Origin of the sequence: Pseudomonas sp. 29 (assembly GCF_002754355.1) — a bacterium.
Taxonomy (GTDB): Bacteria; Pseudomonadota; Gammaproteobacteria; order Pseudomonadales; family Pseudomonadaceae; genus Aquipseudomonas; species Aquipseudomonas neuropathica.
On sequence record NZ_PEEY01000001.1, the window covers coordinates 2,960,495 to 2,983,280 of the forward strand.

24 protein-coding genes are annotated in these 22,786 nt (G+C 59.9%); 11 read left to right on the forward strand and 13 right to left on the reverse strand.

All coding sequences use genetic code 11. From position 1 onward, the window contains the following. Positions 1 to 67: 67 nt before the first annotated feature. Together CLU80_RS13840 and CLU80_RS13845 are read left to right on the forward strand one after the other, a co-directional pair. Complete coding sequence (locus CLU80_RS13840) at positions 68 to 364, forward strand: DUF2782 domain-containing protein (protein ID WP_093429504.1); 297 nt, start codon at positions 68 to 70, stop codon at positions 362 to 364. A 61-nt stretch (positions 365 to 425) separates the two neighbouring features. After that, on the forward strand, positions 426 to 1,379 hold the full coding sequence (locus CLU80_RS13845; RefSeq protein WP_099757624.1) for a homoserine kinase: 954 nt from the start codon (positions 426 to 428) through the stop codon (positions 1,377 to 1,379). Between the two features lie 90 nt (positions 1,380 to 1,469). On the opposite strand, the gene CLU80_RS13850 is transcribed toward CLU80_RS13845, so the two are convergent. Then, entirely contained in the window at positions 1,470 to 2,390 is a 921-nt protein-coding gene (locus CLU80_RS13850; RefSeq protein ID WP_099759376.1) for a zinc ABC transporter substrate-binding protein ZnuA, read from the reverse strand. 66 nt (positions 2,391 to 2,456) lie between these two features. Between CLU80_RS13850 and CLU80_RS13855 the strand changes: the two genes are divergently transcribed. The 4 genes from CLU80_RS13855 to CLU80_RS13870 are packed head-to-tail and all read left to right on the forward strand — an operon-like array spanning position 2,457 to position 5,256. Further along, entirely contained in the window at positions 2,457 to 2,939 is a 483-nt protein-coding gene (locus tag CLU80_RS13855; protein ID WP_007911760.1) for a Fur family transcriptional regulator, read from the forward strand. After that, a complete protein-coding gene (znuC, locus tag CLU80_RS13860; protein ID WP_099757625.1) occupies positions 2,939 to 3,724 on the forward strand; it encodes a zinc ABC transporter ATP-binding protein ZnuC in 786 nt (261 codons plus the stop codon). Before CLU80_RS13855 ends, znuC begins: the two co-directional genes overlap by 1 nt. Further along, positions 3,717 to 4,505: a zinc ABC transporter permease subunit ZnuB gene (znuB, locus tag CLU80_RS13865; RefSeq protein WP_093429502.1), complete on the forward strand. Its 789-nt coding sequence runs from the start codon at positions 3,717 to 3,719 to the stop codon at positions 4,503 to 4,505. The genes znuC and znuB overlap by 8 nt, the downstream gene beginning before the upstream one ends. 37 nt (positions 4,506 to 4,542) lie before the next feature. Beyond that, complete coding sequence (locus CLU80_RS13870) at positions 4,543 to 5,256, forward strand: PA5502 family lipoprotein (protein WP_099757626.1); 714 nt, start codon at positions 4,543 to 4,545, stop codon at positions 5,254 to 5,256. Positions 5,257 to 5,361: 105 nt separating this feature from the next. Here CLU80_RS13870 and katE read toward each other — a convergent pair whose 3' ends face one another. Continuing rightward, positions 5,362 to 7,503, reverse strand: a complete 2,142-nt coding sequence (gene katE / locus CLU80_RS13875; protein WP_099759377.1) for a catalase HPII — start codon at positions 7,501 to 7,503, stop codon at positions 5,362 to 5,364. 260 nt (positions 7,504 to 7,763) lie between these two features. Here katE and CLU80_RS13880 point away from each other — a divergent pair, with 260 nt between their 5' ends. The 3 genes from CLU80_RS13880 to CLU80_RS13890 all read left to right on the forward strand — a co-directional run bounded on the left by CLU80_RS13880 (position 7,764) and on the right by CLU80_RS13890 (position 10,292). Further along, positions 7,764 to 8,771, forward strand: coding sequence for a methionine ABC transporter ATP-binding protein (locus tag CLU80_RS13880; RefSeq protein ID WP_099757627.1), 1,008 nt, complete (start codon positions 7,764 to 7,766; stop codon positions 8,769 to 8,771). Next, a complete protein-coding gene (locus tag CLU80_RS13885) occupies positions 8,771 to 9,445 on the forward strand; it encodes a methionine ABC transporter permease (RefSeq protein WP_016986455.1) in 675 nt (224 codons plus the stop codon). Before CLU80_RS13880 ends, CLU80_RS13885 begins: the two co-directional genes overlap by 1 nt. Positions 9,446 to 9,521: 76 nt before the next feature. Then, on the forward strand, positions 9,522 to 10,292 hold the full coding sequence (locus CLU80_RS13890; RefSeq protein ID WP_099757628.1) for a MetQ/NlpA family ABC transporter substrate-binding protein: 771 nt from the start codon (positions 9,522 to 9,524) through the stop codon (positions 10,290 to 10,292). 267 nt (positions 10,293 to 10,559) lie between these two features. On the opposite strand, the gene CLU80_RS13895 is transcribed toward CLU80_RS13890, so the two are convergent. The 5 genes from CLU80_RS13895 to CLU80_RS13915 are packed head-to-tail and all read right to left on the reverse strand — an operon-like array spanning position 10,560 to position 14,468. Further along, the gene (locus CLU80_RS13895; RefSeq protein ID WP_099757629.1) at positions 10,560 to 11,195 is read right to left on the reverse strand and encodes an SCO family protein; all 636 of its coding nucleotides are present in this window, start codon (positions 11,193 to 11,195) and stop codon (positions 10,560 to 10,562) included. After that, a complete protein-coding gene (gene cyoE / locus CLU80_RS13900; RefSeq protein WP_093429498.1) occupies positions 11,192 to 12,091 on the reverse strand; it encodes a heme o synthase in 900 nt (299 codons plus the stop codon). Before cyoE ends, CLU80_RS13895 begins: the two co-directional genes overlap by 4 nt. Next, on the reverse strand, positions 12,079 to 13,158 hold the full coding sequence (locus tag CLU80_RS13905) for a COX15/CtaA family protein (RefSeq protein WP_099757630.1): 1,080 nt from the start codon (positions 13,156 to 13,158) through the stop codon (positions 12,079 to 12,081). The genes cyoE and CLU80_RS13905 overlap by 13 nt, the downstream gene beginning before the upstream one ends. A gap of 10 nt (positions 13,159 to 13,168) precedes the next feature. Continuing rightward, positions 13,169 to 13,762, reverse strand: a complete 594-nt coding sequence (locus CLU80_RS13910) for a PA_0111/PP_0108 family redox-active disulfide protein (RefSeq protein WP_099757631.1) — start codon at positions 13,760 to 13,762, stop codon at positions 13,169 to 13,171. Next, positions 13,728 to 14,468 carry an SURF1 family protein gene (locus tag CLU80_RS13915; RefSeq protein WP_099757632.1) on the reverse strand — a complete coding sequence of 247 codons (741 nt, stop codon included), beginning with the start codon at positions 14,466 to 14,468 and terminating at the stop codon, positions 13,728 to 13,730. The genes CLU80_RS13910 and CLU80_RS13915 overlap by 35 nt, the downstream gene beginning before the upstream one ends. A 71-nt stretch (positions 14,469 to 14,539) precedes the next feature. Between CLU80_RS13915 and CLU80_RS13920 the strand changes: the two genes are divergently transcribed. Further along, on the forward strand, positions 14,540 to 14,743 hold the full coding sequence (locus CLU80_RS13920; RefSeq protein ID WP_007911731.1) for a twin transmembrane helix small protein: 204 nt from the start codon (positions 14,540 to 14,542) through the stop codon (positions 14,741 to 14,743). 9 nt (positions 14,744 to 14,752) lie between these two features. Here CLU80_RS13920 and CLU80_RS13925 read toward each other — a convergent pair whose 3' ends face one another. The 4 genes from CLU80_RS13925 to coxB all read right to left on the reverse strand — a co-directional run bounded on the left by CLU80_RS13925 (position 14,753) and on the right by coxB (position 19,140). Continuing rightward, positions 14,753 to 15,640 (reverse strand): cytochrome c oxidase subunit 3, encoded by an 888-nt coding sequence (locus CLU80_RS13925; RefSeq protein ID WP_093429494.1) that lies wholly within the window; start codon positions 15,638 to 15,640, stop codon positions 14,753 to 14,755. Between the two features lie 25 nt (positions 15,641 to 15,665). Next, positions 15,666 to 16,217, reverse strand: coding sequence for a cytochrome c oxidase assembly protein (locus CLU80_RS13930; protein WP_016986464.1), 552 nt, complete (start codon positions 16,215 to 16,217; stop codon positions 15,666 to 15,668). Positions 16,218 to 16,343: 126 nt separating this feature from the next. After that, positions 16,344 to 17,930 (reverse strand): cytochrome c oxidase subunit I, encoded by a 1,587-nt coding sequence (ctaD, locus tag CLU80_RS13935; RefSeq protein WP_034152254.1) that lies wholly within the window; start codon positions 17,928 to 17,930, stop codon positions 16,344 to 16,346. Positions 17,931 to 18,012: 82 nt separating this feature from the next. Beyond that, complete coding sequence (coxB, locus tag CLU80_RS13940) at positions 18,013 to 19,140, reverse strand: cytochrome c oxidase subunit II (RefSeq protein WP_034152255.1); 1,128 nt, start codon at positions 19,138 to 19,140, stop codon at positions 18,013 to 18,015. Between the two features lie 369 nt (positions 19,141 to 19,509). Here coxB and CLU80_RS13945 point away from each other — a divergent pair, with 369 nt between their 5' ends. Continuing rightward, complete coding sequence (locus tag CLU80_RS13945) at positions 19,510 to 20,160, forward strand: hypothetical protein (protein ID WP_093429493.1); 651 nt, start codon at positions 19,510 to 19,512, stop codon at positions 20,158 to 20,160. Between the two features lie 129 nt (positions 20,161 to 20,289). On the opposite strand, the gene CLU80_RS13955 is transcribed toward CLU80_RS13945, so the two are convergent. Next, positions 20,290 to 21,816 (reverse strand): SulP family inorganic anion transporter, encoded by a 1,527-nt coding sequence (locus CLU80_RS13955; protein ID WP_099757633.1) that lies wholly within the window; start codon positions 21,814 to 21,816, stop codon positions 20,290 to 20,292. A 90-nt stretch (positions 21,817 to 21,906) separates the two neighbouring features. Then, the gene (locus CLU80_RS13960; protein ID WP_064116616.1) at positions 21,907 to 22,635 is read right to left on the reverse strand and encodes a carbonic anhydrase; all 729 of its coding nucleotides are present in this window, start codon (positions 22,633 to 22,635) and stop codon (positions 21,907 to 21,909) included. Between the last annotated feature and the right edge of the window lie 151 nt (positions 22,636 to 22,786).

The following is a 22,786-nucleotide window of genomic DNA, read 5'->3' on the forward strand; positions in this document are numbered from 1 at the left end:
ATCAACCTTTTCGGCGGGTCCGGCGCTAGAATAGCGGGACCGTTGACGACAAAGGGACAAGGTTATCATGCGTACGTTAAATCGCTTGCTGCTGGTCGGTCTGATTGCTGCCTCACCGTTGGCCGCGATGGCGGCGGATGATGCGCCGTCAAAGGAGCCGGAAGTTACCATTAACACGCACACGGAAGGCGACAAGGTTATCCAGGAATACAGTCGCAGTGGTTTCGTCTATGCGATCAAGGTCACGCCAAAGGGTGGCAAACCGTATTTCCTGGTGCGCGCCGATGGTACGGACGCGAACTACATTCGCTCCGACCAGCCGGATATGCTGATTCCGTCGTGGGAAATCTTTACCTGGAAGTAAGTTTCCTGACTTTTAATCGGCGCTACGCGGTCGTGGCGCCTGAACTGAGCAGTTTTTAACCATGTCTGTGTTCACTCCCCTGGCTCGGCCCGAGCTGGAAACTTTTCTCGCCCCTTACGGGCTTGGCCGTCTGCTTGATTTCCAGGGGATCGCCGCCGGCAGCGAAAACACCAATTTCTTTATCAGCCTGGAGCAGGGCGAATTCGTCCTGACTCTGGTCGAGCGCGGCCCGGTGCAGGAGATGCCGTTTTTCATCGATCTGCTCGATGTGCTCCACGAAGCCGATCTGCCGGTGCCGTACGCGCTGCGCACCACTGACGGCGTGGCATTGCGTGAGCTGAAGGGCAAACCGGCGCTGCTGCAACCGCGGCTGTCCGGCAAGCACATCAAAGTCGCCAATGCTCAGCATTGCGCGCAGGTCGGCGAGTTGCAGGCGCATCTGCATCTGGCGACCCAGGGCGAGCGCATGATCAAGCGCAAGACCGATCGTGGCCTGGACTGGATGCTGGAGGAGGGCAACGAGTTGCTCTCGCACCTGAGCGATGAGCCGCGTGCCTTGCTGCAAAAGGCGCTGGATGAAATCACCGAGCGCAAAGAGAAGATCCTCGCGCTGCCTCGGGCCAACATTCATGCCGACCTGTTTCGCGATAACGCGATGTTCGAAGGCACGCATCTAACCGGGCTGATCGACTTCTACAACGCCTGCTCGGGGCCGATGCTGTATGACGTGGCGATTGCGTTGAACGACTGGTGTTCGGACGAGGACGGTCTGATCGATGGGCCGCGAGCCCGCGCATTCCTTGGTGCCTATGCGGCGCTGCGACCGTTTACGGCGGCGGAGGCCGAGTTGTGGCCGACCATGCTGCGCGTGGCCTGCGTGCGGTTCTGGCTGTCGCGGTTGATCGCGGCGGAGCAGTTTGCCGGGCAGGATGTGTTGATACACGATCCCAAGGAGTTTGAGCAGCGCTTGGCGCAGCGGCAGCAGGTTCACACACCGTTACCTTTCGCCCTTTAAAAGCATCGCGAGCAGGCTCACTCCTACAGGGGTTAGGTGATCTCTTGTAGGAGTGAGCCTGCTCGCGATTGAGGCGAAGCCGAATCAGCCTTAAAGCGATTCCAGGCAGCCCGCCATATCGTTACCCAACTTCTCCAGCACTTGCTCATAGCCCTGAGCCGTCGCCGGGGTGTACCCGCCCAGCGCATCCAGCTCCGCCAGTTTCACTGGCAAACCCGCCACCAGCGTCTCCGCCAGACGCGGCCGCAACGGCGGCTCACTGAACACACACGTCTTGCCGACTTCCTGCAAACGCTTGCGCATCGCCGCGACATGTTGCGCGCCCGGCTGCACTTCGGCGGCCACGCTGAACACGCCGGCATGCTTCAGGCCGTAAGCCTCTTCAAAGTAATCAAACGCCTCGTGAAAGACGAAGTACGGCTTGCCTTCAACGCTGGCCAGACGCTTCTTCAAACGCTGATCCAGTGCGTCCAGACGCTCATCAAACGCCTTGGCATTACTCTGATAACGCTCGGCGTTCTCCGGGTCCGCAGTGCTCAAGTCAGCGGCCATTTTGTCGGCAATTACCCGCGCATTGCCCGGTGATAACCACAAATGCGCATCGAGCGTGCCAGGACGGTGATCGTGATCATGCTCGTCAGCCTCTTCGGCGTGGGAGTGGCTGTCCTCTGCGAAACGCCGCAGTTTCATCCCTGGCAGATCCTGCACCGCGACGCTCGGCAGCGTCCGACCGTTCAACACGCGCGGCAGAAAGCCTTCCATGTCCGGGCCGATCCAGTAGAGCAGATCCACCGATTGCACCTTCCGTACGTCGGATGGCCGCAGGGCGTAATTGTGTGGCGAAGCACCCGGCGGCAGCAGCACTTCGGGAATCGCTACGCCGTCCTGCACGGCCGCTGCAATCAGCTGCAACGGTTTGATGCTGGTGAGGACTTTGACCTCGGCCTGAGCCGAACCGATCAGCAGGAAACTGGCGACAAAAGCCACAAAAACAGAAAAAAGTCGGGACACGATGACCACTCAAGGAGGCGAGAACGGGTAACATAATAACGTCTCTATCAAAACTCGTCGCCGCCCATGCCTATTACACCGATTGCCAGCCGTCCCCACGACCACTCTCATTGCGTGCACAGCGCTTTGTCCGAGGCCGATACCTTGTGCGCCCAGAAAGGCTTGCGCCTGACCGCGTTGCGCCGCCGGGTGCTGGAGTTGGTGTGGCAGAGCCACAAACCGCTGGGCGCCTATGACATTCTCGCCGTGCTCAGCGAGCAGGACGGCCGCCGCGCCGCGCCGCCGACCGTGTATCGCGCGCTGGATTTCCTTCTGGAAAACGGCCTGGTGCACCGCATCTCCTCGCTCAACGCCTTCGTTGGCTGCGTGCACCCGGAGCACGCGCATCAGGGTCAGTTCCTGATCTGTCGCGATTGCCACGCCGCCATCGAACTTGAGCAAAAAGTGATCAGCGACGCGATCATCAACAGCGCCAAAGACGTTGGTTTCATCGTCGAAGCGCAGACCGTCGAAGTCGTCGGCCTGTGTTCCGGTTGCCAGGGGGCTTGATGAGCAATGCGCTGATCCGTCTGGAGCAGGTCGCCGTCACGTTTGCCGGGCAGGCTGTGCTGGACAACATCGAGCTGAGCGTCGAGCCGGGGCAGATCGTCACCCTGATCGGCCCCAACGGCGCCGGCAAGACCACGCTGGTGCGCGCCGTGCTCGGCTTGCTCAAGCCGGACAGCGGCAGTGTCTGGCGCAAGCCGAAGCTGCGCGTCGGTTACATGCCGCAAAAACTCCACGTCGATCCGACCTTGCCGTTGTCGGTGCTGCGCTTTCTGCGCCTGGTTCCGGGCGTTGATCGCCCGCGTGCGCTGGCTGCGTTGAAAGAAGTTGGCGCCGAACACGTCATCGACAGCCCGGTGCAAAGCGTTTCCGGCGGTGAAATACAGCGCGTGCTGCTCGCTCGCGCGTTGTTGCGCGAGCCGGAATTGCTGGTGCTCGATGAACCGGTGCAAGGTGTCGACGTCGCCGGCCAAGCGGAGTTGTACAGCCTGATCACCCGTCTGCGCGATCGTCATGGTTGCGGCGTGTTGATGGTGTCCCACGATTTGCATCTGGTGATGAGCACCACCGACCAGGTGGTCTGCCTCAACCGTCATGTCTGCTGTTCCGGGCATCCCGAGCAGGTCAGCGGCGATCCTGCGTTCGTCGAGCTGTTCGGCAAGAACGCGCAGAGCCTGGCGGTTTATCACCACCATCACGACCACGCTCACGACCTGCACGGTTCGGTGGTCAAAGGGCCGGTTATTGGCCAACCTCACGTTCACGGAGACAACTGCAAGCATGGCTGATTTTCTGTTGTATGCCCTGCTTGCAGGTCTGGCGCTGGCGATCGTTGCAGGTCCGCTGGGTTCGTTTGTGGTCTGGCGGCGCATGGCCTATTTCGGCGACACCTTGTCCCACGCCGCGTTGCTGGGTGTGGCGCTGGGCTTTCTGCTGGATGTCAGCCCGACCGTTGCGGTGACCGTAGGCTGTCTGTTGCTGGCGGTGCTGCTGGTCACATTGCAACAGCGTCAACCGCTGGCGTCCGACACGTTGTTGGGAATTCTCGCACCGAGCACGCTCTCTCTCGGCCTGGTGGTACTAAGCTTCATGCATGAAGTGCGGATCGACCTGATGGCCTATCTGTTTGGCGACCTGCTGGCGATCAGCCCGACCGATCTGGCGTGGATCCTCGGTGGCAGCGCGGCGGTACTGGCATTGCTGGTGACACTGTGGCGGCCATTGCTGGCGATCACCGTGCACGAAGAGCTGGCCAAGGTTGAAGGTCTGCCGGTGGCGGGCCTGCGCATGGCGCTGATGCTGTTGATCGCGGTGGTGATTGCGGTGGCGATGAAAATCGTCGGAGTGTTGCTGATTACTTCACTGTTGATCATCCCGGCGGCTGCGGCACAGCGTCACGCCCGCTCGCCGGAGCAGATGGCACTGGGCGCAAGCCTGCTGGGCATGCTCGCCGTGTGTGGCGGGCTGGCGCTGTCGTGGTTCAAAGACACCCCGGCGGGGCCGTCTATCGTTGTGACGGCGGCCGCACTGTTTCTGTTGAGTTTTGTTCTGCCCCGTCGTGGGGTGTAGACTTGGCCGCTTTTTGCGCAAATAGAGAGTCGCAGGAATGAAGCCGTTCGCCTCCCGTTATCTGCTCCTTGTCGCATTTTCAGTGCTACTGGGCGCCTGCCAAAGCACGCCGCCGGTGGCCGAAGTCCCCGATGCGCGAGCTGCGGCCATCGCACAGCTGGAGCAAAGCCTGGCCAGCAGCGAGCTGGCCACTGCCGAAGATCAGTTGGCCGCTTTGCAGAAAGAAACCCCCAACGATCAATCCCTTGAGCAATACCAGCGGCAATTGGCCGAAGCGTATCTGCGTCGCAGCCAGATTGTGCTGCAGAAGGGCGATGTGAATGCTGCCGCTACGGCGTTAAGTCGTGCCCGCGCTTTGATGCCGAAAGCGCCGGCGCTGACCGGTGGCGTCAACGGTGCCATTACTGAAGCGCGCAAAGCTGAGCTGGAAAAGGCTGAGGCTGCATTGCTGGCCGCCGAGGCCAAGCCGAAAGCCAAAGTGATTGATCCGACTGCCGAGAGCACCACGGTTGCGCTGAACATCACCGATAGCCGCAAACTTCGTCGGCAACTCGACGCGATCGCCGCTGATGTAGTGAATTACGAGTGTGGGGTGACCATTCAGGCACCACGTACCGATGACTATCCGTGGCTGGCGACTCTGCTGACCAAGCGGGTGAAGAAGTTGAACCCGGATTTTGATCTGAAGATTGAGAAGCAGACCGTGCGTACCGTGCCTGCACAAATGGTCTTGAGTCCGCGTAAACCCTAAAAAGCTTCTCGAGCAGGCTCGCTCCCACACTGGGTTTGTGAACGACACAAAACCAGGGTGGGAGCGAGCTTGCTCGCGAAAGCGTCCTTTCAGCCAACGAAGCTTTTAAGCCGGAATGGCCTTCGCCTTAGGCTCCCGCGCCCAAACCCGATGCTGCCCGATCGCCGCAAAGAACGGCTTGGTCAACGCCGGCACATCCTTGCCTTGCAGCAATCCGTCATCCGTCTCCAGTTTCAGCAGATCCTGCAACTGCTTCGCATCACCCTGCAACGCAATCGCCTTCAGATGCTTGTACGCCTCCAGCAGGTAATGCAACGCCACGCCATCGCCGCTCAACGCCTTCACCGACGCCGCGCCACCCGGTACGAACACCGCATCGAAAATCACTGACGGCATGCCTTCCATCGAGGCATCCACTGGCAACGTTTTGCCGTCAGCGGTCTTCACCGGCGCTGAAGTTGGGCCGAGCAACTTGGCGTGCGCACCCTCAGCGGCCAATGCCTTCTTCATTGCATCAATCGCCGCACCATCGACGCCGTTGGCAGCAAGAATCGCCACTTTTCGGGTTTTGATGTTTTCTGGCAGCAAATTAGCCTGACTCAATGACGGCGAGTGATCGAAGGCAACCTTGCGCACTTCGACCGTACCTTTGCTCGGCGCCGGCAGACCCAGATTAGCCGCGACACGCTTGGCCAGTTCCAGATCGATATTGGCGAGAATCTCGTTCACCTCCCGTGCGCGGATGAACTCACGCTCAACCTTGCCCAGCTCGAAGCTGTAGGCCGCAATGATGTGCTCCTTCTCGTGATCGCTCATGCTGTTGAAAAATAGCGTCGCTTGGGAGAAGTGATCGCTGAACGACTCGCTGCGCTGGCGGATCTTGTTCGCATCAATGCGTTCTGGATAGCTCTCGAAGCCACCGTCCTGTGCGGCCGGCGGCGTTTCTTTCGGCCAGCCGCCATCAATCGAGTTCGGCTCATACGAGGCGCGGCCCTTGTCGATCACCGTGCGGTGCTGCGCATCACGCTGGCCATTGTGGAACGGTGCCACCGGCCGGTTGATCGGCAACTCGTGAAAATTCGGCCCACCGAGTCGGCTGATTTGCGTGTCGGTGTAGGAAAACAGCCGACCTTGCAGCAGCGGGTCATTGGAGAAGTCGATACCGGGCACGATGTGGCCAGGGCAGAACGCGACCTGCTCGGTCTCGGCAAAGAAGTTGTCGGGGTTGCGGTTCAGGGTCATTTTGCCGAGCGGCGTGATCGGCACGATTTCTTCGGGGATCAGCTTGGTCGGGTCGAGGATGTCGAAATCGAAGTCGTGCTCGTTTTCCTCCTCGATGATCTGTACGCCGAGTTCCCATTCCGGGTAATCGCCCATCTCGATCGCTTCCCAGAGGTCGCGACGGTGGTAGTCGGTATCTTTACCGGCAAGCTTCTGCGCCTCGTCCCACACCAGCGAACAAGTGCCGGCGGTAGGGCGCCAGTGGAATTTGACGAAGCGCGATTTGCCCTCGGCATTGATCAGGCGGAAGGTGTGCACGCCGAAGCCCTGCATGCTGCGCAGGCTTTTCGGGATCGCCCGGTCGGACATCGCCCAGATGACCATGTGCGCCGATTCCGGGACCAGCGAAACGAAGTCCCAGAAGGTGTCGTGAGCCGAGCCGCCGGTAGGGATTTCGTTGTGCGGCTCGGGTTTCACCGCGTGGACGAAGTCGGGAAACTTGATCGCGTCCTGAATGAAAAACACCGGCATGTTGTTGCCGACCAGGTCGAAGTTGCCTTCATCGGTAAAGAACTTCACCGCGAAACCGCGTACGTCACGCACGGTGTCGCCGGAACCGCGTGGGCCCTGAACCGTGGAAAAGCGCACGAACACCGGGGTCTTTTTCCCCGGATCCTGTAGGAACCCGGCCTTGGTCAGCGTCGAATGGTTCTCGTAGGCCTGAAAGAAACCATGCGCCCCGGTGCCGCGTGCGTGGACGATGCGTTCCGGGATCCGCTCATGGTCAAAATGCGTGATCTTTTCCCGCATGATGAAATCTTCAAGCAGCGACGGCCCGCGCGGGCCGGCCTTGAGGGTGTTCTGGTTGTCGGCAATCTTCACACCCTGGTTGGTGCGCAGCGCCTGGCCAGTGGCGTCGGAGCGGAATTTCTCCAGGCTGTCGAGTTTGGCGTTGGTGTTGGCGCGATCCGGGGCATCGGTTCCGGCCATCTGGCTTTTATCGGTCGTAGGCTTCTTGCTCATCAGTCGTAAACTCCTCGGTTGACCCCGTGGTTTGCCGGGGACTCTTGAGTGGTTCCCGGGCACGGCACCCAGGGTTTTCAAGTCGCTTACTTAGTGACTGATGAGGCGTTGGGGGCGTTCCTTTTTTATGACCTTTGATCTTGTTATTGCCAAATCGAAGGTTAATTGCGAAATAAATGCTAAGAACCTCTATACGGACAGGCTAAAATGCGCGCCCGGCTAACCGCTGATCCTTTTCTAACGCGCCCCACAAGGTTCGCTACGTGATCGAGTTTCAAAACGTCCACAAGACTTACCGCGTCGCCGGTAAGGATATTCCCGCGCTGCACCCGACCAGTCTCTCTATCGAGAACGGGCAGGTGTTCGGCCTGATCGGCCATTCCGGCGCGGGCAAAAGTACCCTGCTGCGTCTGATCAATCGCCTGGAAGACTCCAGTGGCGGCAAGATCATCGTCGACGGCGAAGAAGTCACCGCACTGGACGCCAACGGCCTTCGCCGTTTCCGTCAGCAAGTCGGGATGATCTTTCAGCACTTCAACCTGCTTGCCTCCAAGACCGTGGCCGACAACGTTGCGTTGCCGCTGACCCTGGCCGGCGAACTGTCGGGCGGCGAGATTGACAAGCGTGTTGCCGAATTGCTGGCGCGGGTCGGTCTGTCCGACCACGCCAAGAAGTACCCGGCGCAATTGTCCGGTGGCCAGAAGCAGCGCGTCGGCATCGCCCGCGCCTTGGCAACCAAGCCGAAGATTCTGCTGTGCGACGAGGCCACCAGTGCCCTCGACCCGCAGACCACCGCTTCGGTCCTGCAATTGCTGGCCGAGATCAACCGCGAACTGAAACTGACCATCGTCCTGATCACCCACGAGATGGATGTGATCCGTCGCGTTTGCGATCAAGTGGCGGTAATGGACGCTGGTGTGATCGTCGAGCAAGGTTCGGTCGCCGATGTGTTCCTGCATCCAAAACACCCGACCACCAAGCGTTTTGTGCAGGAAAGCGAGCAGATCGACGAAAGCGAACAGCGTGATGACTTCGCTCACGTGCCGGGCCGCATTGTGCGTCTGACCTTCCAGGGCGAAGCGACCTACGCGCCGCTGCTCGGTACCGTCGCTCGGGAAACCGGCGTCGACTACAGCATCCTCGCCGGTCGCATCGACCGCATCAAAGACATTCCGTACGGGCAATTGACCCTCGCCGTCACCGGTGGCGACATGGAAGCGGCGTTTGCCCGCTTCACCGCCGCTGACGTTCACATGGAGGTATTGCGCTAATGGAAGACCTGATCAGTTTCTTCACCAATATCGACTGGTACGAAATCTGGCTGGCCACCGGCGACACGATGCTGATGCTCGGTGGTTCGCTGCTGTTCACCGTATTACTCGGCCTACCGCTGGGCGTGTTGCTGTTTCTGTGCAGCCCGCGTCAATTGCTGGAAAACCGTGGCCTCTACGCATTCATGTCGCTGGCGGTGAACATCCTGCGTTCGCTGCCGTTCATCATTCTGTTGATCGTTATGATCCCGTTCACCGTGCTGATCACCGGCACGTCGCTGGGCGTGGCCGGTGCGATTCCGCCATTGGTAGTCGGTGCGACACCGTTCTTCGCGCGTCTGGTGGAAACCGCGCTGCGTGAAGTCGATCGCGGCATCATCGAAGCGACCCAGTCGATGGGCGCGACCACGCGGCAGATCATCATGAACGCTTTGCTGCCGGAAGCCCGCCCGGGCATCTTCGCGGCGATTACGGTGACGGCGATTACACTGGTGTCCTACACGGCGATGGCCGGTGTGGTCGGCGCTGGTGGTCTGGGTGACCTGGCGATCCGTTTCGGTTACCAGCGTTTCCAGACTGACGTAATGATCGTCACCGTGGTGTTGCTGTTGATTCTGGTGCAAGTGCTGCAGATGGTCGGTGATCGACTGGTTGTGCATTTCTCGCGCAAATAACCGGTTTTGTAATCAAGAGATGAGCCGGCCATTCGCTGGCAGGCGCCAGACGGGCGCCTCATAAGGAGTTAGCTGAATGAAAAAACTGATCGCTGCTTTCGCTGCCGTTGCAGCATTCTCGGCCCACGCCGAAACCCTGACCGTTGCCGCCACCCCGGTGCCGCACGCGGAAATCCTTGAGTTCGTGAAGCCGGCGCTAGCCAAAGAAGGCGTGGAGCTGAAGGTCAAGGTCTTCACCGACTACATTCAGCCGAACGTACAGGTCGCGGAAAAGCGTCTGGACGCCAACTTCTTCCAGCACCAGCCGTACCTCGATGAGTTCAACAAGGCCAAGGGCACTAGTCTGGTTGCCGTGACCGGTGTGCACCTGGAGCCGCTGGGCGCCTACTCGAGCAAGCTCAAGGATCTGAAGGATCTGCCAAGCGGTGCCAACGTGGTGATTCCGAACGACGCCACCAACGGCGGCCGTGCCCTGTTGCTGCTGGCCAAGGCTGGCGTGATCACGTTGAAGGATCCGACCAACATCCTGTCGACCGTCAAAGACATCAAGACAAACCCGAAAGACCTGAAAATCCGTGAACTGGAAGCCGCGACCATCCCGCGTGTGCTCACCCAGGTCGATCTGGCGCTGATCAACACCAACTACGCGCTGGAAGCCAAGCTCGATCCGTCCAAGGATGCGCTGGTAATCGAAGGCAACGACTCGCCGTACGTGAACATCCTCGTGTCCCGCGCGGACAACAAAGACAGCGACGCGATGCAGAAACTCGCTGCTGCGCTGCACAGCCCGGAAGTGAAGAAATTCATTACCGAGAAGTACAAAGGCGCGGTATTGCCGGCGTTCTGATTGGGGTTGCTGTAATGAAAAAGGGGACGCCATGAGCGTCCCCTTTTTTGTCTCTGGTGTTTGGCTTTGGACCTGCTGTGACGCTGCCCCTCACCCCAGCCCTCTCCCGAGGGAGAGGGGGCCGATCTTCAGGCTTTTCGAGCCTGAGTTCGACTCTCAATTGCAGGTCGGCGCAACTCGAACAAACACCTCGGTCAGTTCCCTCTCCCTCTGGGCGGTCCGACGTTTCGGGAGGGCTAGGGTGAGGGGCTTTTCGCTCTTCAGCTTTTATTTGCGGTTAAGCATCAACGGCAGCTGCGCAATCAGTTTGGCATTGTTCAACGGCGCTCGAATAAACCCCCGCTGCGTCCCGTCCGGACCGATCACCGCCAGATTGCCGCTATGGTCGACGGTGTAATTCGGCTTGCTCGTATCCGCCGGAATAAACGGAATACTCACCGCGTTCGCCACCTTCTGCAGCTCTTCGATCGAAGTCGGTGTCAGGCCGACAAACTGCGGATCAAAATAGCCCAGGTACTGCTTCAACTGCTTGGGGTTATCGCGGTTCGGGTCAACACTGACCAGCACGATCTGCAACTTGTCCACAGCGTCTTTCGGCAGTTCACTCTTGATCTGCCGCAGCTGCGCCAACGTAGTCGGGCAGATGTCCGGGCAGAAGGTGTAGCCGAAGAACAGCAGGCTCCACTTGCCTTTCAACTCGTTGATCGCCACCGGTTTACCGTCCTGATCGGTCATCGTCACATCCGGCAGATTGCGGCTCTGCGGCAGCAGGATAATGCCGGCGTCGATCAGCGCAGTCGGGTCGCCCTGGCCCTTGCCGCTCAGCACTTTGTTGACGGTAAGTCCCAGGATCAGCGCGATCACGGCGACGAGGATGAAGACGGTTTTCTGGGTTCGAGTCATAGGTTCAACAGTAAGTAGTGGTCTACGAGCAGGGCGATGAACAACAGGAACAAGTACCAAATAGAGTACTTGAAGGTGTTGATCGCCGCGTGCGGCCGAGTGCCACGGTACAGCACCACGGCCCATTGCAGAAACCTCGCGCCCAAGCAGAGCGCGCAAATCAGGTAGAGCATGCCGCTCATGTGAATCACGTAAGGCAGCAGACTTACCGCCAGCAGCGCGAAGGTGTAGAGCAGAATGTGCACCTTGGTGTAGTGCTCGCCGTGGGTGACTGGCAGCATCGGGATGTCGGCCTTGGCGTATTCCTCCTTGCGATGAATCGCCAGCGCCCAGAAGTGCGGTGGGGTCCAGGCGAAGATGATCAGCACCAGCAACAACGGTTCGGCGCTGACGTGGCCGGTGGCTGCGGTCCAGCCCAGTAATGGCGGGGCAGCACCGGCGAGGCCACCGATGACGATGTTCTGCGGCGTCGCGCGTTTGAGGAAGCCGGTGTAAATCACTGCATAACCAAGAAGCGAAGCCAAGGTCAGCCAAGCGGTCAGCGGATTGGTGAAAGTCAGCAACAACGCCTGACCGAGCAACGCCAGCACCAAGGCAAACGTCAGTGCCGCCGCCGGTGAAACCCGGCCCTCGGCCAGCGGCCGTTTATGCGTACGCGCCATCACCGCATCGATGCGCCGATCCACCACATGGTTGACCGCCGCCGCACCACCGGCACACAGGGCAATCCCCAGATTGCCGAACACCAGCACCGTCCACGGCACCCCGGCACGGGTCGCGAGGAACATGCCAACCAGCGAAGTGATCAGCATCAGCACCACGACTTTCGGTTTGGTCAGCTCCAGATAATCACGCCAGATCGCCTGATGCGGGCGCTCGCCAATCAGAATCGCCACGGTGTTTCTCCTTTTATGGTGATGGGCGCGGCCGTGTGTTTGCGCGGGCTCAGGCGCCAGCGCGCGAGCACCGGTTGTTTGACCCGGACCAGGCTGGTGCGCGCGTGGTAATTGACCAGCACCATGGTCAGCAGCAACGCCGCGCCGCCAGCGTTATGCGCGACCGCCACCGGCAGCGGCAGATGGAACAGCACGTTGCTGATGCCGAGGGTGATCTGCGCTGCGAGGGCAATAAGCACCAGCCCGGCCAACCGCGTCATGCCAACCACTTTCAATTGCCAGGCGAGGCCGAGCAGCACCAGCGTCACCAGCAGCGCGCCGATACGATGAGTCAGGTGAATCGCCGTGCGTGCATCGCTGTCGAGTTGTCCGCCGAGATAATTCGGGCCGATGTGTTGAGTCAGGTGAAAGCCATTGGCGAAATCTGCCGGTGGCAGCCATTGCCCGTGGCAGGTCGGGAAATCGATGCAGGCCACCGCCGCGTAGTTGGAACTGACCCAGCCACCCAGCGCGATCTGGCCAATCACCAACAACAATCCCGCTGTCGCCCAATACTGCAAACGCTTGGGCACGGTCAGTGCCGGCAGCACGCCGGACAGTCGTAAGGTCAGCAAAAACAGCAAACTCAACGTCGCAAAACCGCCGAGCAAATGCCCGGTGACCACTTGCGGCCAGAGTTTGAGCGTCACCGTCCACATGCCGAACGCCGCTTGCGCGAACACCACCGCGAGCAGAAACAGCGGCAGCTTCAACGGCTGCCCCGGATGACGTCGATTGACCCACGCGCGCCCGGCCAGAATCGAAATGAGCAGGCCGAGGGTGCCGGCGAAGTAGCGGTGGATCATCTCGTTCCAGCCCTTGTGCGCCACCACTGGCGAGTCGGGGTAATGCAGTTCGGCATGGGCCAGTTGCGCTTCGCTTTTCGGCACGCTGATAAAACCGTAGCAGCCCGGCCAGTCCGGACAGCCGAGGCCGGCGTGGGTCAGGCGCGTATAGGCGCCGAGCAGCACCACAATCAGCGCCAGCAGGGTGGCAAACAGCGCGAGGCGAAATCCAGGTTTGGCCATGACGATGCCCTTATCCGATGTTCGACAGTTTCAGCAGGTGACGCAGGTCGTTGAGCAGATCCTTGCCTTTCACATTCGGCTCGTAACGCAGTACGAGATTGCCGTGGGGGTCGATGATCCAAAGCTGCGGCGTGGCCTTGTCGCCCGTGGTTTTGCTGAACGATGTAGCGTCCAGCGGATAGCGTTGCAGCTGTGGATATTCGCGGTTGAGCTTGGCCTCGTAAGCGGCGCTCACCGGTTGCGCCATGGCGAGAGCGTGGCTGGCGCGGCCGGCATCGCGACCGAGGCCGATCTGGATCTGCCGCGCCAGATACACCAGTTGCTGGCAATCCACCGCGCAATCCTTCGGCGCGGTGACCAGCATCTGCCAGCGCTCCTCGTCGGCCTGCACGCCGAGGTCGGCGCGGGTCTGGCCGTTGCCGATCAGTTCGCCGTGATAGCTGCGACCGTCCGGCACCCAGAACTGCAATTTGTACATGCCGGTGGCGAGCACCATCGGGCCGATCACGCCGAGCAATATCAGCAGCAACTGAATGCGCCCGCGACGACGGGTGGCGGCAGGTTTCGCCTCAGACATGCTGGGTGGATTCATGGCCGTTCCCATGGTGTTTCTCCTTTGCGTTGTGCAAGCCCAAATAGACGTAGAGGCCGAGCAGGGCGGTGGCCATGGCGAACCACTGCACGGCGTAACCGAGGTGTTTTTCCGGGCCCATGGCGACCACCGGCCAATCGGCCTCGTAGCTGGCCGGGCCGGGTTCGGCGCGTAATTCGTAGGTAAAGCCGTCGCGCTCAAGGGTTTTCCACAGCTTGGCGGGTTCGACGGCAGTGATGGTTTGCGGCCAGGTGTTGCTGACCGGATCGGCATGAAGTTGAAAAGTGGTGCCGGGGGCGACGTAGACCCAGGCATCGACATTCAAGGCTTCGGAAGGCGTGGTGAATTGCGGCGGCACGCGGCGGTCCGGCCACGGCAGCCAGCCGCGATTAACCAGCAGCCATAGGCCTGTGCGTTGATCCTGAAACGGTTGCAGCAGCTCGACACCGACCTTGCCGTTACGCTGACGGTTATCCAGCAGCAAGCTGTGCGCGGCATCGAACTGGCCGTGCAGATGCACGCGGCGATAAGCCGGATCAGCGCTATTGAGCAGTTCGCTGCTGGCCATCGGTTCGGCCGCGCGGCGTTCGGCGTAGCTGGTGAGCAGAGCGGTTTTCTCGGCACCCCGGCTCAATTGCCAGAAGCCTAGCGAAACCAGCAACGGCAGCAACAACGCCACCACCACGGTCGGTATCACGCCCGGGCGAAAGCGCTTCATGGCTGCGCCACAAAGTCAGTCGTTGCGATCGCTATACTCAACTGCATCGCCTGTCCCCCGGAGTTCTTCCCATGCTCAAAACAGCCATCGTCCTGATGCTGATTGCCACGGTGATCAGCCTGTTCAGCGGCCTGTTTTTCCTGGTCAAGGACGACAGCAGCTCGAATCGCCTGGTCATCGCCTTGAGTGTTCGGGTGGCATTGGCCGCCGCCACCGTCGGCTTGATCGCCTGGGGCTTTTACAGCGGCCAATTGGTGTCGCATGCGCCTTGGTAGTGGTGATCCTCAGAGTACGTAGACGAAGATAAACAGACCGATCCAGACCACGTCGACGAAGTGCCAATACCAGCTCGCCGCTTCGAAGCCGAACTGGTGCTCGTTGTCGAAGTGGCCCTTCATGATGCGCATCAGCATCACAAACAGAATGATCGTGCCGATGGTCACGTGGGCGCCGTGGAAACCGGTGAGCATGAAGAACGTCGCGCCATAAATACCGGAACCGAGGGTCAGGCCCAGTTCGTGGTAGGCGTGCATGTATTCCTCAGCCTGGAAGCCGAGAAACGCGCAGCCCAGCAGCACGGTGATCGCCAGCCAGATTTTCAGTGCGCCGCGATGGCCCTTTTTCAGCGCATGGTGGGCGATGGTGATGGTCACGCTGGAGCTGACCAGCAGAATTGTGTTGATCAGCGGCAGGCCCCACGGGCTGATGACTTCTTTTGGCGGCGGGAACAGTTTCGGATCCGGCGTGTGCAGCAACGGCCAGGTGAACTGGAAGTTCGGCCAGAGCATGTGCGCGATGCCTTTGGTGCCCTCACCGCCGAGCGCCGGTCCGGAGACGTGCCGCACGTAAAACAGCGCACCGAAGAAGGCGACGAAGAACATCACTTCGGAGAAGATGAACCAACTCATGCCCCAGCGGAACGAGCGATCGAGCTGCGGGCTATAAAGCCCCGCGCGGCTTTCCTTGATCACCGCCCCGAACCAGCCGAACAGCATGTACGCCAGCAACAGGCCACCGACGAAAAAGATGTACGGGCCGTGGGATTCCGGGCGCGCTGCCTTCAGATCGTTAAACCAGGTGGCGAGGCCGTACACAGTGATGGCCATGCCGAAGGTCGCAATGATCGGCCATTTGCTTTGCGGCGGAACGTAATAATGCTCATGAGTTGCCATTTATTGTTCTCCTTATCGGGCACGCTCAACCGCCAGTGTTTACAGCCACCGGCGGATGTCGGGCGGTGATATCGAACAGCGTGTAGGACAGCGTCAGGTGCTTCACATCCTTGGGCATGTCGCGGTCAACAATGAAGCGCACCGGCATCTCGATCTGTTGACCGGGCTGCAGCACCTGCTGGGTAAAGCAAAAGCATTCGGTCTTGTGGAAATATGCCGCGGCGTTGCTCGGCGCGATGCTCGGCACGGCTTGCGCACTCATCGGTTTGTCGGTGGGGTTGCGCGCGATGAAGATCATCTCGTTGACCGCGCCGGGGTTGGCGGTGAGTTCGTCATGCTTGGGGTAAAAGTCCCACGGCATGTCGACGTTGTTGGTCGACAGAAACTGCACACGCACCTGGCGCGAAGTGTCGACCACCTGCTCACCCTCGTACTGCCCGGCGGTCTTGCCGTTGATGCCGAAGGCTTTGCACATCACGTCGTAGATCGGCACCAAGGCAAAACCGAAGACAAACATCGCCACCACCACGCCGAGCAGGCGGGTGACGAGTTTTTTCATCGAGATCGAATCAGCCATGGTTCATGCCTCTCATCAGATCCCTTGTGGGAGCGAGCCTGCTCGCGAAGCAGACAACTCGGTGCATCAGATGAACCGCGTCATCGTTCTTCGCGAGCAGGCTCGCTCCCACAGGGAGATCTGTGTTCATTTCACTTCCGGCGGTGTGGTGAAGGTGTGATACGGCGCCGGGGACGGCACGCTCCACTCCAGACCTTCCGCACCATCCCACGGTTTGGCCGGTGCTGGCGGGCCGCCGCGAATGGTCTTGATGACGATGAACAGGAAGAAGATCTGCGTCGCACCGAACATGAACGCGCCAATCGAGGAGACCATGTTGAAGTCGGCGAATTGCAGGTTGTAGTCCGGAATCCGTCGAGGCATTCCCGCAAGCCCGACGAAGTGCATCGGGAAGAAGGTCAGGTTCATGCCGACGAATGACAGCCAGAAATGCAGCTTGCCGAGGGTTTCGTCGTACATGTGGCCGGTCCATTTCGGCAGCCAGTAGTAGGTCGAGGCGAAGATCCCGAAGATCGCCCCCGGCACCAGCACGTAATGGAAGTGCGCGACCACAAAGTAGGTGTCCTGATACTGGAAGTCCGCCGGCGCGATGGCCAGCATCAACCCGGAGAAACCGCCGATGGAGAACAGGATCACGAACGCCACGGCAAACAGCATCGGCGTTTCGAAGGTCAGCGAGCCTTGCCACATGGTGCTGGCCCAGTTGAACACCTTCACCCCGGTCGGCACCGCGATCAACAGCGTGGCGTACATGAAGAACAGCTCGCCCACCAATGGAATGCCGACCACGAACATGTGGTGCGCCCAGACGATGAACGACAGGAAGGCGATGCTCGCCGTCGCGTAGACCATCGAGGTGTAGCCGAACAGCGGCTTGCGCGAGAAGGTCGGGATGATCGAGCTGACGGCGCCGAAGGCCGGCAGGATCATGATGTACACCTCGGGATGGCCGAAGAACCAGAACACATGCTGGAACAACACCGGGTCACCGCCACCGGCAGCACTGAAGAAACTGGTGCCGAAGTGGATGTCCATCAGCATCATCGTCACGCACCCGGCCAGCACCGGCATCACCGCGATCAGCAGGAACGCGGTGATCAGCCAGGTCCAGACGAACAGCGGCATTTTCATCAGCGTCATGCCGGGCGCCCGCAGATTGAGGATGGTGGCGATCACGTTGATCGCGCCCATGATCGAACTGATGCCCATCAAGTGGATGGCGAAGATGAAGAAGGTCACGCTTTCCGGTGCATACGTCGTCGACAGCGGCGCATAGAACGTCCAGCCGAAGTTCGGCCCGCCGCCGGGGGTAAACAGGGTCGACACCAGGATCAGGAACGCCGCCGGCAACAGCCAGAAGCTGAAGTTGTTCATCCGGGGCAAGGCCATGTCCGGCGCGCCGATCATCAACGGGATCATCCAGTTGGCGAGGCCGACAAACGCCGGCATCACCGCACCGAAGACCATCACCAGACCGTGCATGGTGGTCATCTGGTTGAAGAACGCCGGCTCGACGATCTGCAAGCCGGGCTGGAACAGTTCGGCGCGAATCACCATCGCGAACGTGCCGCCGAGCAGAAACATGGAGAACGCAAACCACAGGTACAGCGTGCCGATGTCCTTGTGGTTGGTGGTCAGCACCCAGCGCATCAGGCCTTTGGCGGGGCCGTGGGCGTGGTCGGCATGACCGTGGTCATCAATGACAGCGCTCATGGCCGGTCTCCTTTACGTGAGTGGATGAGGCAGGCCGGGGCGCTCTGCCCCGACCGGTTCACGAGGTACGCGATAGACCGGCTCATTTGCTTTCCGCCTGTTTCAGCTCCAGCACTTCTTTTGGCGTGACCATGTCGCCCTTGTTGTTGCCCCAGGCGTTACGTTCGTAGGTCACGACCGCTGCGATATCGACTTCCGACAGCTGCTTGCCGAACGCCGCCATGGCGGTGCCGGGCTTGCCGTGGAAGACAATGCTCAAGTGGCCTTCTTTCGGTCCGGTGGCGATTTTCGAGCCTTTGAGCGCCGGGAACATCGGCGGCAGGCCCTGACCTTCGGCCTGGTGACAGGCGACGCAGGTGGTGTGATAGATCTTGTCGCCGCGTTCCTTGAGTTCGTCGAGGGTCCATTCCTTGCTGGTCAGCTCTTTGAGCTGCGCAGCCTCGGCTTTGCGGTCGGCGAGCCATTTGTCGTAGTCGGCCTTCTCTTTGACCTCGACCACGATCGGCATGAAGCCGTGATCCTTGCCGCACAATTCGGCGCACTGGCCACGGTAGATGCCGGGCTTGTCGATGCGCGTCCACGCCTCGTTGACGAATCCCGGGATCGCATCGCGTTTCACCGCGAAGGCCGGCACCCACCAGGAGTGAATGACGTCGGCGGAAGTCACGAGGAAGCGCACTTTGGCGCCGGTCGGCAGCACCAACGGCTTGTCGACCTCGAGCAAGTAATGCTCGCCCTTGGTTTCCTTGTTGTGGATCTGTTCGGCGGGAGTGGCCAGGTTGCTGAAAAACTCGACGTCCTGGCCCAGGTATTTGTAGTGCCACTTCCACTGATAACCGGTGATCTGGATATCGATATCCGGCTCACTGGTGTCGTACATCTTGATCAGGGTGGCGGTCGCCGGTACGGCCATCGCCACCAGAATCAGGAACGGTACGACGGTCCAGAGAATTTCGACGGTAGTGCTTTCGTGGAATTTTGCGGCGACCTGCCCGGTAGAACGGCGGTGCACCATCATCGACCAGAACATGGCGCCGAAGACGATGATCCCGATCACCACACAGATCCAGAAAATGGTCATGTGCAGGTCGAATACTGCGTGACTGATTTCAGTCGCTCCAGGCGCCATATTTACAGTCCAGGCAGCGTGTGCCGGACTGAAAATCGACCACAACAGGAGGCCCATCCAGACGTGTGGATGTCGCATCATTGCGGGTTCCCCTTATCGTTCTTGTTATCCCGCCGGCTTTCGCCTGCGGCAAGGGAGCGGCTGCATCAGACTACGAACTTGAATCGCCGGGCCTTGCTGCGGGTGCAGTCGGGCGTCATCAGCTAACTCCATTCAATGGCGAGTATAGACAGCGACGGGAAATTGCAATGTGCGCACGTAAATGAACTGAAACAGCTGGCACTTGCGTTCAAGGGCACGAATGGAGAAGGATGCAGACGAGTGGTGGCAAACCGATATAACGCAGGTGCATCAAGGATGAAATAATTATGACAAATGCGTCTTAGCATTTTTCGTAAGCCAGCTAAGTTATGTCTTCCCTATTTCATTGCCTTGTTTCCTGGAGTTTTCATGAACACCGCCGCATTGCGCGAGCAGATCCAAAAAGCCCAACAACACGAAAAAGAAACCGGCCTGCTGACCCGTCAGCTGGAAAGCAAGCTGCCTCATTTACACCCGGCGATCCAATTGCCGGAAGCCGACGCCAACGGTGTGCTGACGCGTTTTGTCGCCGCCTACATTGATGAAGTGCCAGACCTGCTGGATGCAGCCAATGAAGTTGCCAGGGAAGCGGGAATCGAATCGCAGATCAAACCGGTGCTGAAAATCGCCGAGCAGTATTTCCTCCAGCCGCCAGCCATCATGGCCGGGCACGTTGGCCTGGACAGCCTGCTCGACGAAGCCTATCTGGCGCACCGTTTTGTCGAAGAGGTCAACGACCTGTACATCAAGCATTTCGGCCAGCCACTGATCCCCTTGGACATGACGGTCGCTAACTTGATTGCTCACCAATTGATCGGTGAGGAATTTGCCAACCAACTGGACGAAGCGGTGCATCACGCCATCGACGAGATGCTCAACGACGAGAGTTTTGCCCTGGAATCGGTAGAAGCCTACCGCGGTAAACTCAGCAGCCCGGACACCGGCGCCGCGTGGAAACGCTGGCCGTGCATGGGCCGCCGACTGGGTGTGGGCCTGGAACTGGACCAGCCTGCCGCCTGAGTTACACACAATCCAATGTAGGAGTGAGCCTGCTCGCGATGGCGATAGATCATTCAACATCTCTGTTGACTGACCCACCGCCATCGCGAGCAGGCTCACTCCTACAGGGGTTGAGTTCAACCAGCAAATTTAGCCGGCAGCGCCGATCCCGGTGGTGGTTCGAATCCGTCCCTCAAGCCTGCGCTTCAACCCGCGCGACTCAATCAACAGCTTCGAGCCCTTCGCCGCATTCGCCCGGCCCCACTCCTCCAGCAACTCCAGACACGAATGGTCGATGTAGCTCAGGTTATTGAGCGGCACATGCACCGTGGTGCCTTGCGGAATACTGCCCAGCACTTGCGTCAACGCCGGCACTTTGAGGAATGTCGCCGCGCCGACCAGACGCAACTCCATCTCGCCGTCCTGCGGCAGATCGATCAGGCTGATCTTCAATCGCGAAGCCTTGAACGCCAGTTTCAACATCGTCAGACCGAAACCGATCAACACCCCGGTCAACAGGTCAGTGAAGATGATCGCCAGCGCCGTCGCCGCATAGGTGAACATCGGCATCCGCCCATAACGACCCAGACCTCGAAACGCTTTGAGATCGACCAGTTTGAACCCGGTGTACACCAGCACACCCGCCAGACTCGCCACCGGAATGCTTTGCAGCACACTCGACAGCAACAGCACGAACGCCAGCAGCCACAGACCATGGAAGATCGTCGAGTAACGCGTGGTTGCGCCGGCCTGGACGTTGGCCGAACTGCGCACGATCACCCCGGTCATCGGCAGCGCGCCGAGCAGACCGCAGAGCATGTTGCCGACACCTTGCGCCGAAAGCTCACGGTCGAAGTCCGAACGCACGCCGCTGTGCATGCGATCCACCGCAGCGGCGGACAACAAGGTTTCGGCGCTGGCGATAAACGCCACGGCGAACGCGGCGATCAGCAGCGTAGGATCGGCCAGGCTGAGCAGGTCCGCCGGTTTCAGCCAGTCAATGGCTTCGGCCAGATTCGCCGGTACTTCAACACGTTTGACCTGCAACGCCAGCAGCAGACTGGCAGCTGTCGCCAGACCCACGCCGAGCAACGCACCCGGAACGAAGCGCAACGAATGTGGGCGAAATTTTTCCCATAGCCACATCACCGCAATCGTCGACAGCCCGAGGAGTCCGGCCTGCCAGCCGAACGACGGCAAGGCCTGCGCCACAGCCGCCGGGAACGCCGTGAGGTTATCCAGGCCAGAGGGCTTCGGTGACGCATCAAGCATCACATGCACCTGCGACAGCACGATCAACACGCCAATCCCCGCCAGCATCCCGTACACCACCGCTGGCGCCGTGACCCGAAACCAGCAACCGAGCTTCAAGCGCCCGGCCACCAGTTGCAGGAAACCGGCGAGCAGCAGAATCGGTCCGAGCATCTCGATGCCGTGCTGGCGCACCAGTTCAAACACCAACACCGCCAGACCCGCCGCCGGCCCGCTGACCTGCAACGGCGAACCCGCCAGCCAGCCAACCACCAGACCGCCGATGATCCCGGTGATCAGACCTTTGGCCGGTGGCAACCCTGACGCAATCGCGATACCCATGCACAGCGGCAACGCGACCAGAAACACAACCACTGAAGCGAGCAACTCCCGTGGCAACACCGCTTTCAATTGAGCCGCACGCATGGCGATTCTCCCGAAGTTTTCTTCAGGCATGGCTTCGCCGAACCGCTGAAACAGCGGCCGGCGTCAAACCACACAGATGTTTAGGAAGATTTAGAAGCGCGCTTTGGGCGTCGCCACCGGAATCGGATGGCTACCATCGAGCGGCAGGAAACGTCCCTGATCCGCGTCGTAAGCTTTTATTTCGCTGGTTTCGATGTTGTAGACCCAGCCATGGATGAACAGATGACCGTTCGCCATGCGCGAGGCTACCGAAGGATGGGTACGCAAGTGCTGCAATTGGGCGATGACGTTTTCCTCGGTGAGGATCGGCATGCTTTCTTTTTCGTCGGCGCAGTGACAGTTGTCGTGCACCATGGTTTTCGCGACTTCAGCGTGACGCAGCCAGGCTTTGACTGTCGGCATCTTTTCCAGGCTGTCCGGATTGAGCACCGCACGCATGGCGCCGCAATCGGAGTGGCCGCAGATGATGATGTGCTGCACGCCCAGCGCCAGCACCGCGTATTCGATCGCGGTGGATACGCCGCCGTTCATCTGGCCGTAAGGCGGGACAACGTTGCCGACGTTACGGGTCACGAACAGATCGCCCGGCGAGCTCTGGGTGATCAGTTCAGGGACGATGCGCGAGTCGGCGCAGGTGATGAACATCGCCTTTGGCGCCTGGGCCGTGGCGAGTTTCTTGAAGAGTTCTTCCTGCTGGGGAAAGACCTCATGATGAAAATGCAAAAAGCCGTCTACGATCTGTCGCAGCGCTGCATCGGCGGATTCCGCTTCAGGGGTTTGCGCCGACGCAGCCAACGGCTGTTTATCCTTGTCACTCATGATTCATCCTCTTTGGCGGATTAGGGGAGTCGTTCCCATGTATTCCGGTATGAAGCCAGTGGCTGTTTAAAACATCCGGGTCATCCCGACCCGTCAGTCACTCGATGAACAAGGTAGCCGCCGAAACTTAACTCAAACTGAATCAAACGCT

Bases quoted from the DNA above. Each gene is read 5' to 3' on its own strand.
- CLU80_RS13945 (WP_093429493.1), top strand. From the start codon at position 19,510: ATGAACACCGCCGCATTGCGCGAGCAGATCCAAAAAGCCCAACAACAC.
- CLU80_RS13845 (WP_099757624.1), top strand. From the start codon at position 426: ATGTCTGTGTTCACTCCCCTGGCTCGGCCCGAGCTGGAAACTTTTCTC.
- CLU80_RS13925 (WP_093429494.1), bottom strand. From the start codon at position 15,640: ATGGCAACTCATGAGCATTATTACGTTCCGCCGCAAAGCAAATGGCCG.
- CLU80_RS13895 (WP_099757629.1), bottom strand. From the start codon at position 11,195: ATGACTCGAACCCAGAAAACCGTCTTCATCCTCGTCGCCGTGATCGCG.
- CLU80_RS13885 (WP_016986455.1), top strand. From the start codon at position 8,771: ATGGAAGACCTGATCAGTTTCTTCACCAATATCGACTGGTACGAAATC.
- CLU80_RS13905 (WP_099757630.1), bottom strand. From the start codon at position 13,158: ATGGCCAAACCTGGATTTCGCCTCGCGCTGTTTGCCACCCTGCTGGCG.
- CLU80_RS13920 (WP_007911731.1), top strand. From the start codon at position 14,540: ATGCTCAAAACAGCCATCGTCCTGATGCTGATTGCCACGGTGATCAGC.
- CLU80_RS13930 (WP_016986464.1), bottom strand. From the start codon at position 16,217: ATGGCTGATTCGATCTCGATGAAAAAACTCGTCACCCGCCTGCTCGGC.
- znuB (WP_093429502.1), top strand. From the start codon at position 3,717: ATGGCTGATTTTCTGTTGTATGCCCTGCTTGCAGGTCTGGCGCTGGCG.
- CLU80_RS13915 (WP_099757632.1), bottom strand. From the start codon at position 14,468: ATGAAGCGCTTTCGCCCGGGCGTGATACCGACCGTGGTGGTGGCGTTG.
- znuC (WP_099757625.1), top strand. From the start codon at position 2,939: ATGAGCAATGCGCTGATCCGTCTGGAGCAGGTCGCCGTCACGTTTGCC.
- CLU80_RS13855 (WP_007911760.1), top strand. From the start codon at position 2,457: ATGCCTATTACACCGATTGCCAGCCGTCCCCACGACCACTCTCATTGC.
- coxB (WP_034152255.1), bottom strand. From the start codon at position 19,140: ATGATGCGACATCCACACGTCTGGATGGGCCTCCTGTTGTGGTCGATT.
- CLU80_RS13840 (WP_093429504.1), top strand. From the start codon at position 68: ATGCGTACGTTAAATCGCTTGCTGCTGGTCGGTCTGATTGCTGCCTCA.
- CLU80_RS13870 (WP_099757626.1), top strand. From the start codon at position 4,543: ATGAAGCCGTTCGCCTCCCGTTATCTGCTCCTTGTCGCATTTTCAGTG.
- CLU80_RS13955 (WP_099757633.1), bottom strand. From the start codon at position 21,816: ATGCGTGCGGCTCAATTGAAAGCGGTGTTGCCACGGGAGTTGCTCGCT.
- ctaD (WP_034152254.1), bottom strand. From the start codon at position 17,930: ATGAGCGCTGTCATTGATGACCACGGTCATGCCGACCACGCCCACGGC.
- CLU80_RS13960 (WP_064116616.1), bottom strand. From the start codon at position 22,635: ATGAGTGACAAGGATAAACAGCCGTTGGCTGCGTCGGCGCAAACCCCT.
- CLU80_RS13890 (WP_099757628.1), top strand. From the start codon at position 9,522: ATGAAAAAACTGATCGCTGCTTTCGCTGCCGTTGCAGCATTCTCGGCC.
- CLU80_RS13910 (WP_099757631.1), bottom strand. From the start codon at position 13,762: ATGGGAACGGCCATGAATCCACCCAGCATGTCTGAGGCGAAACCTGCC.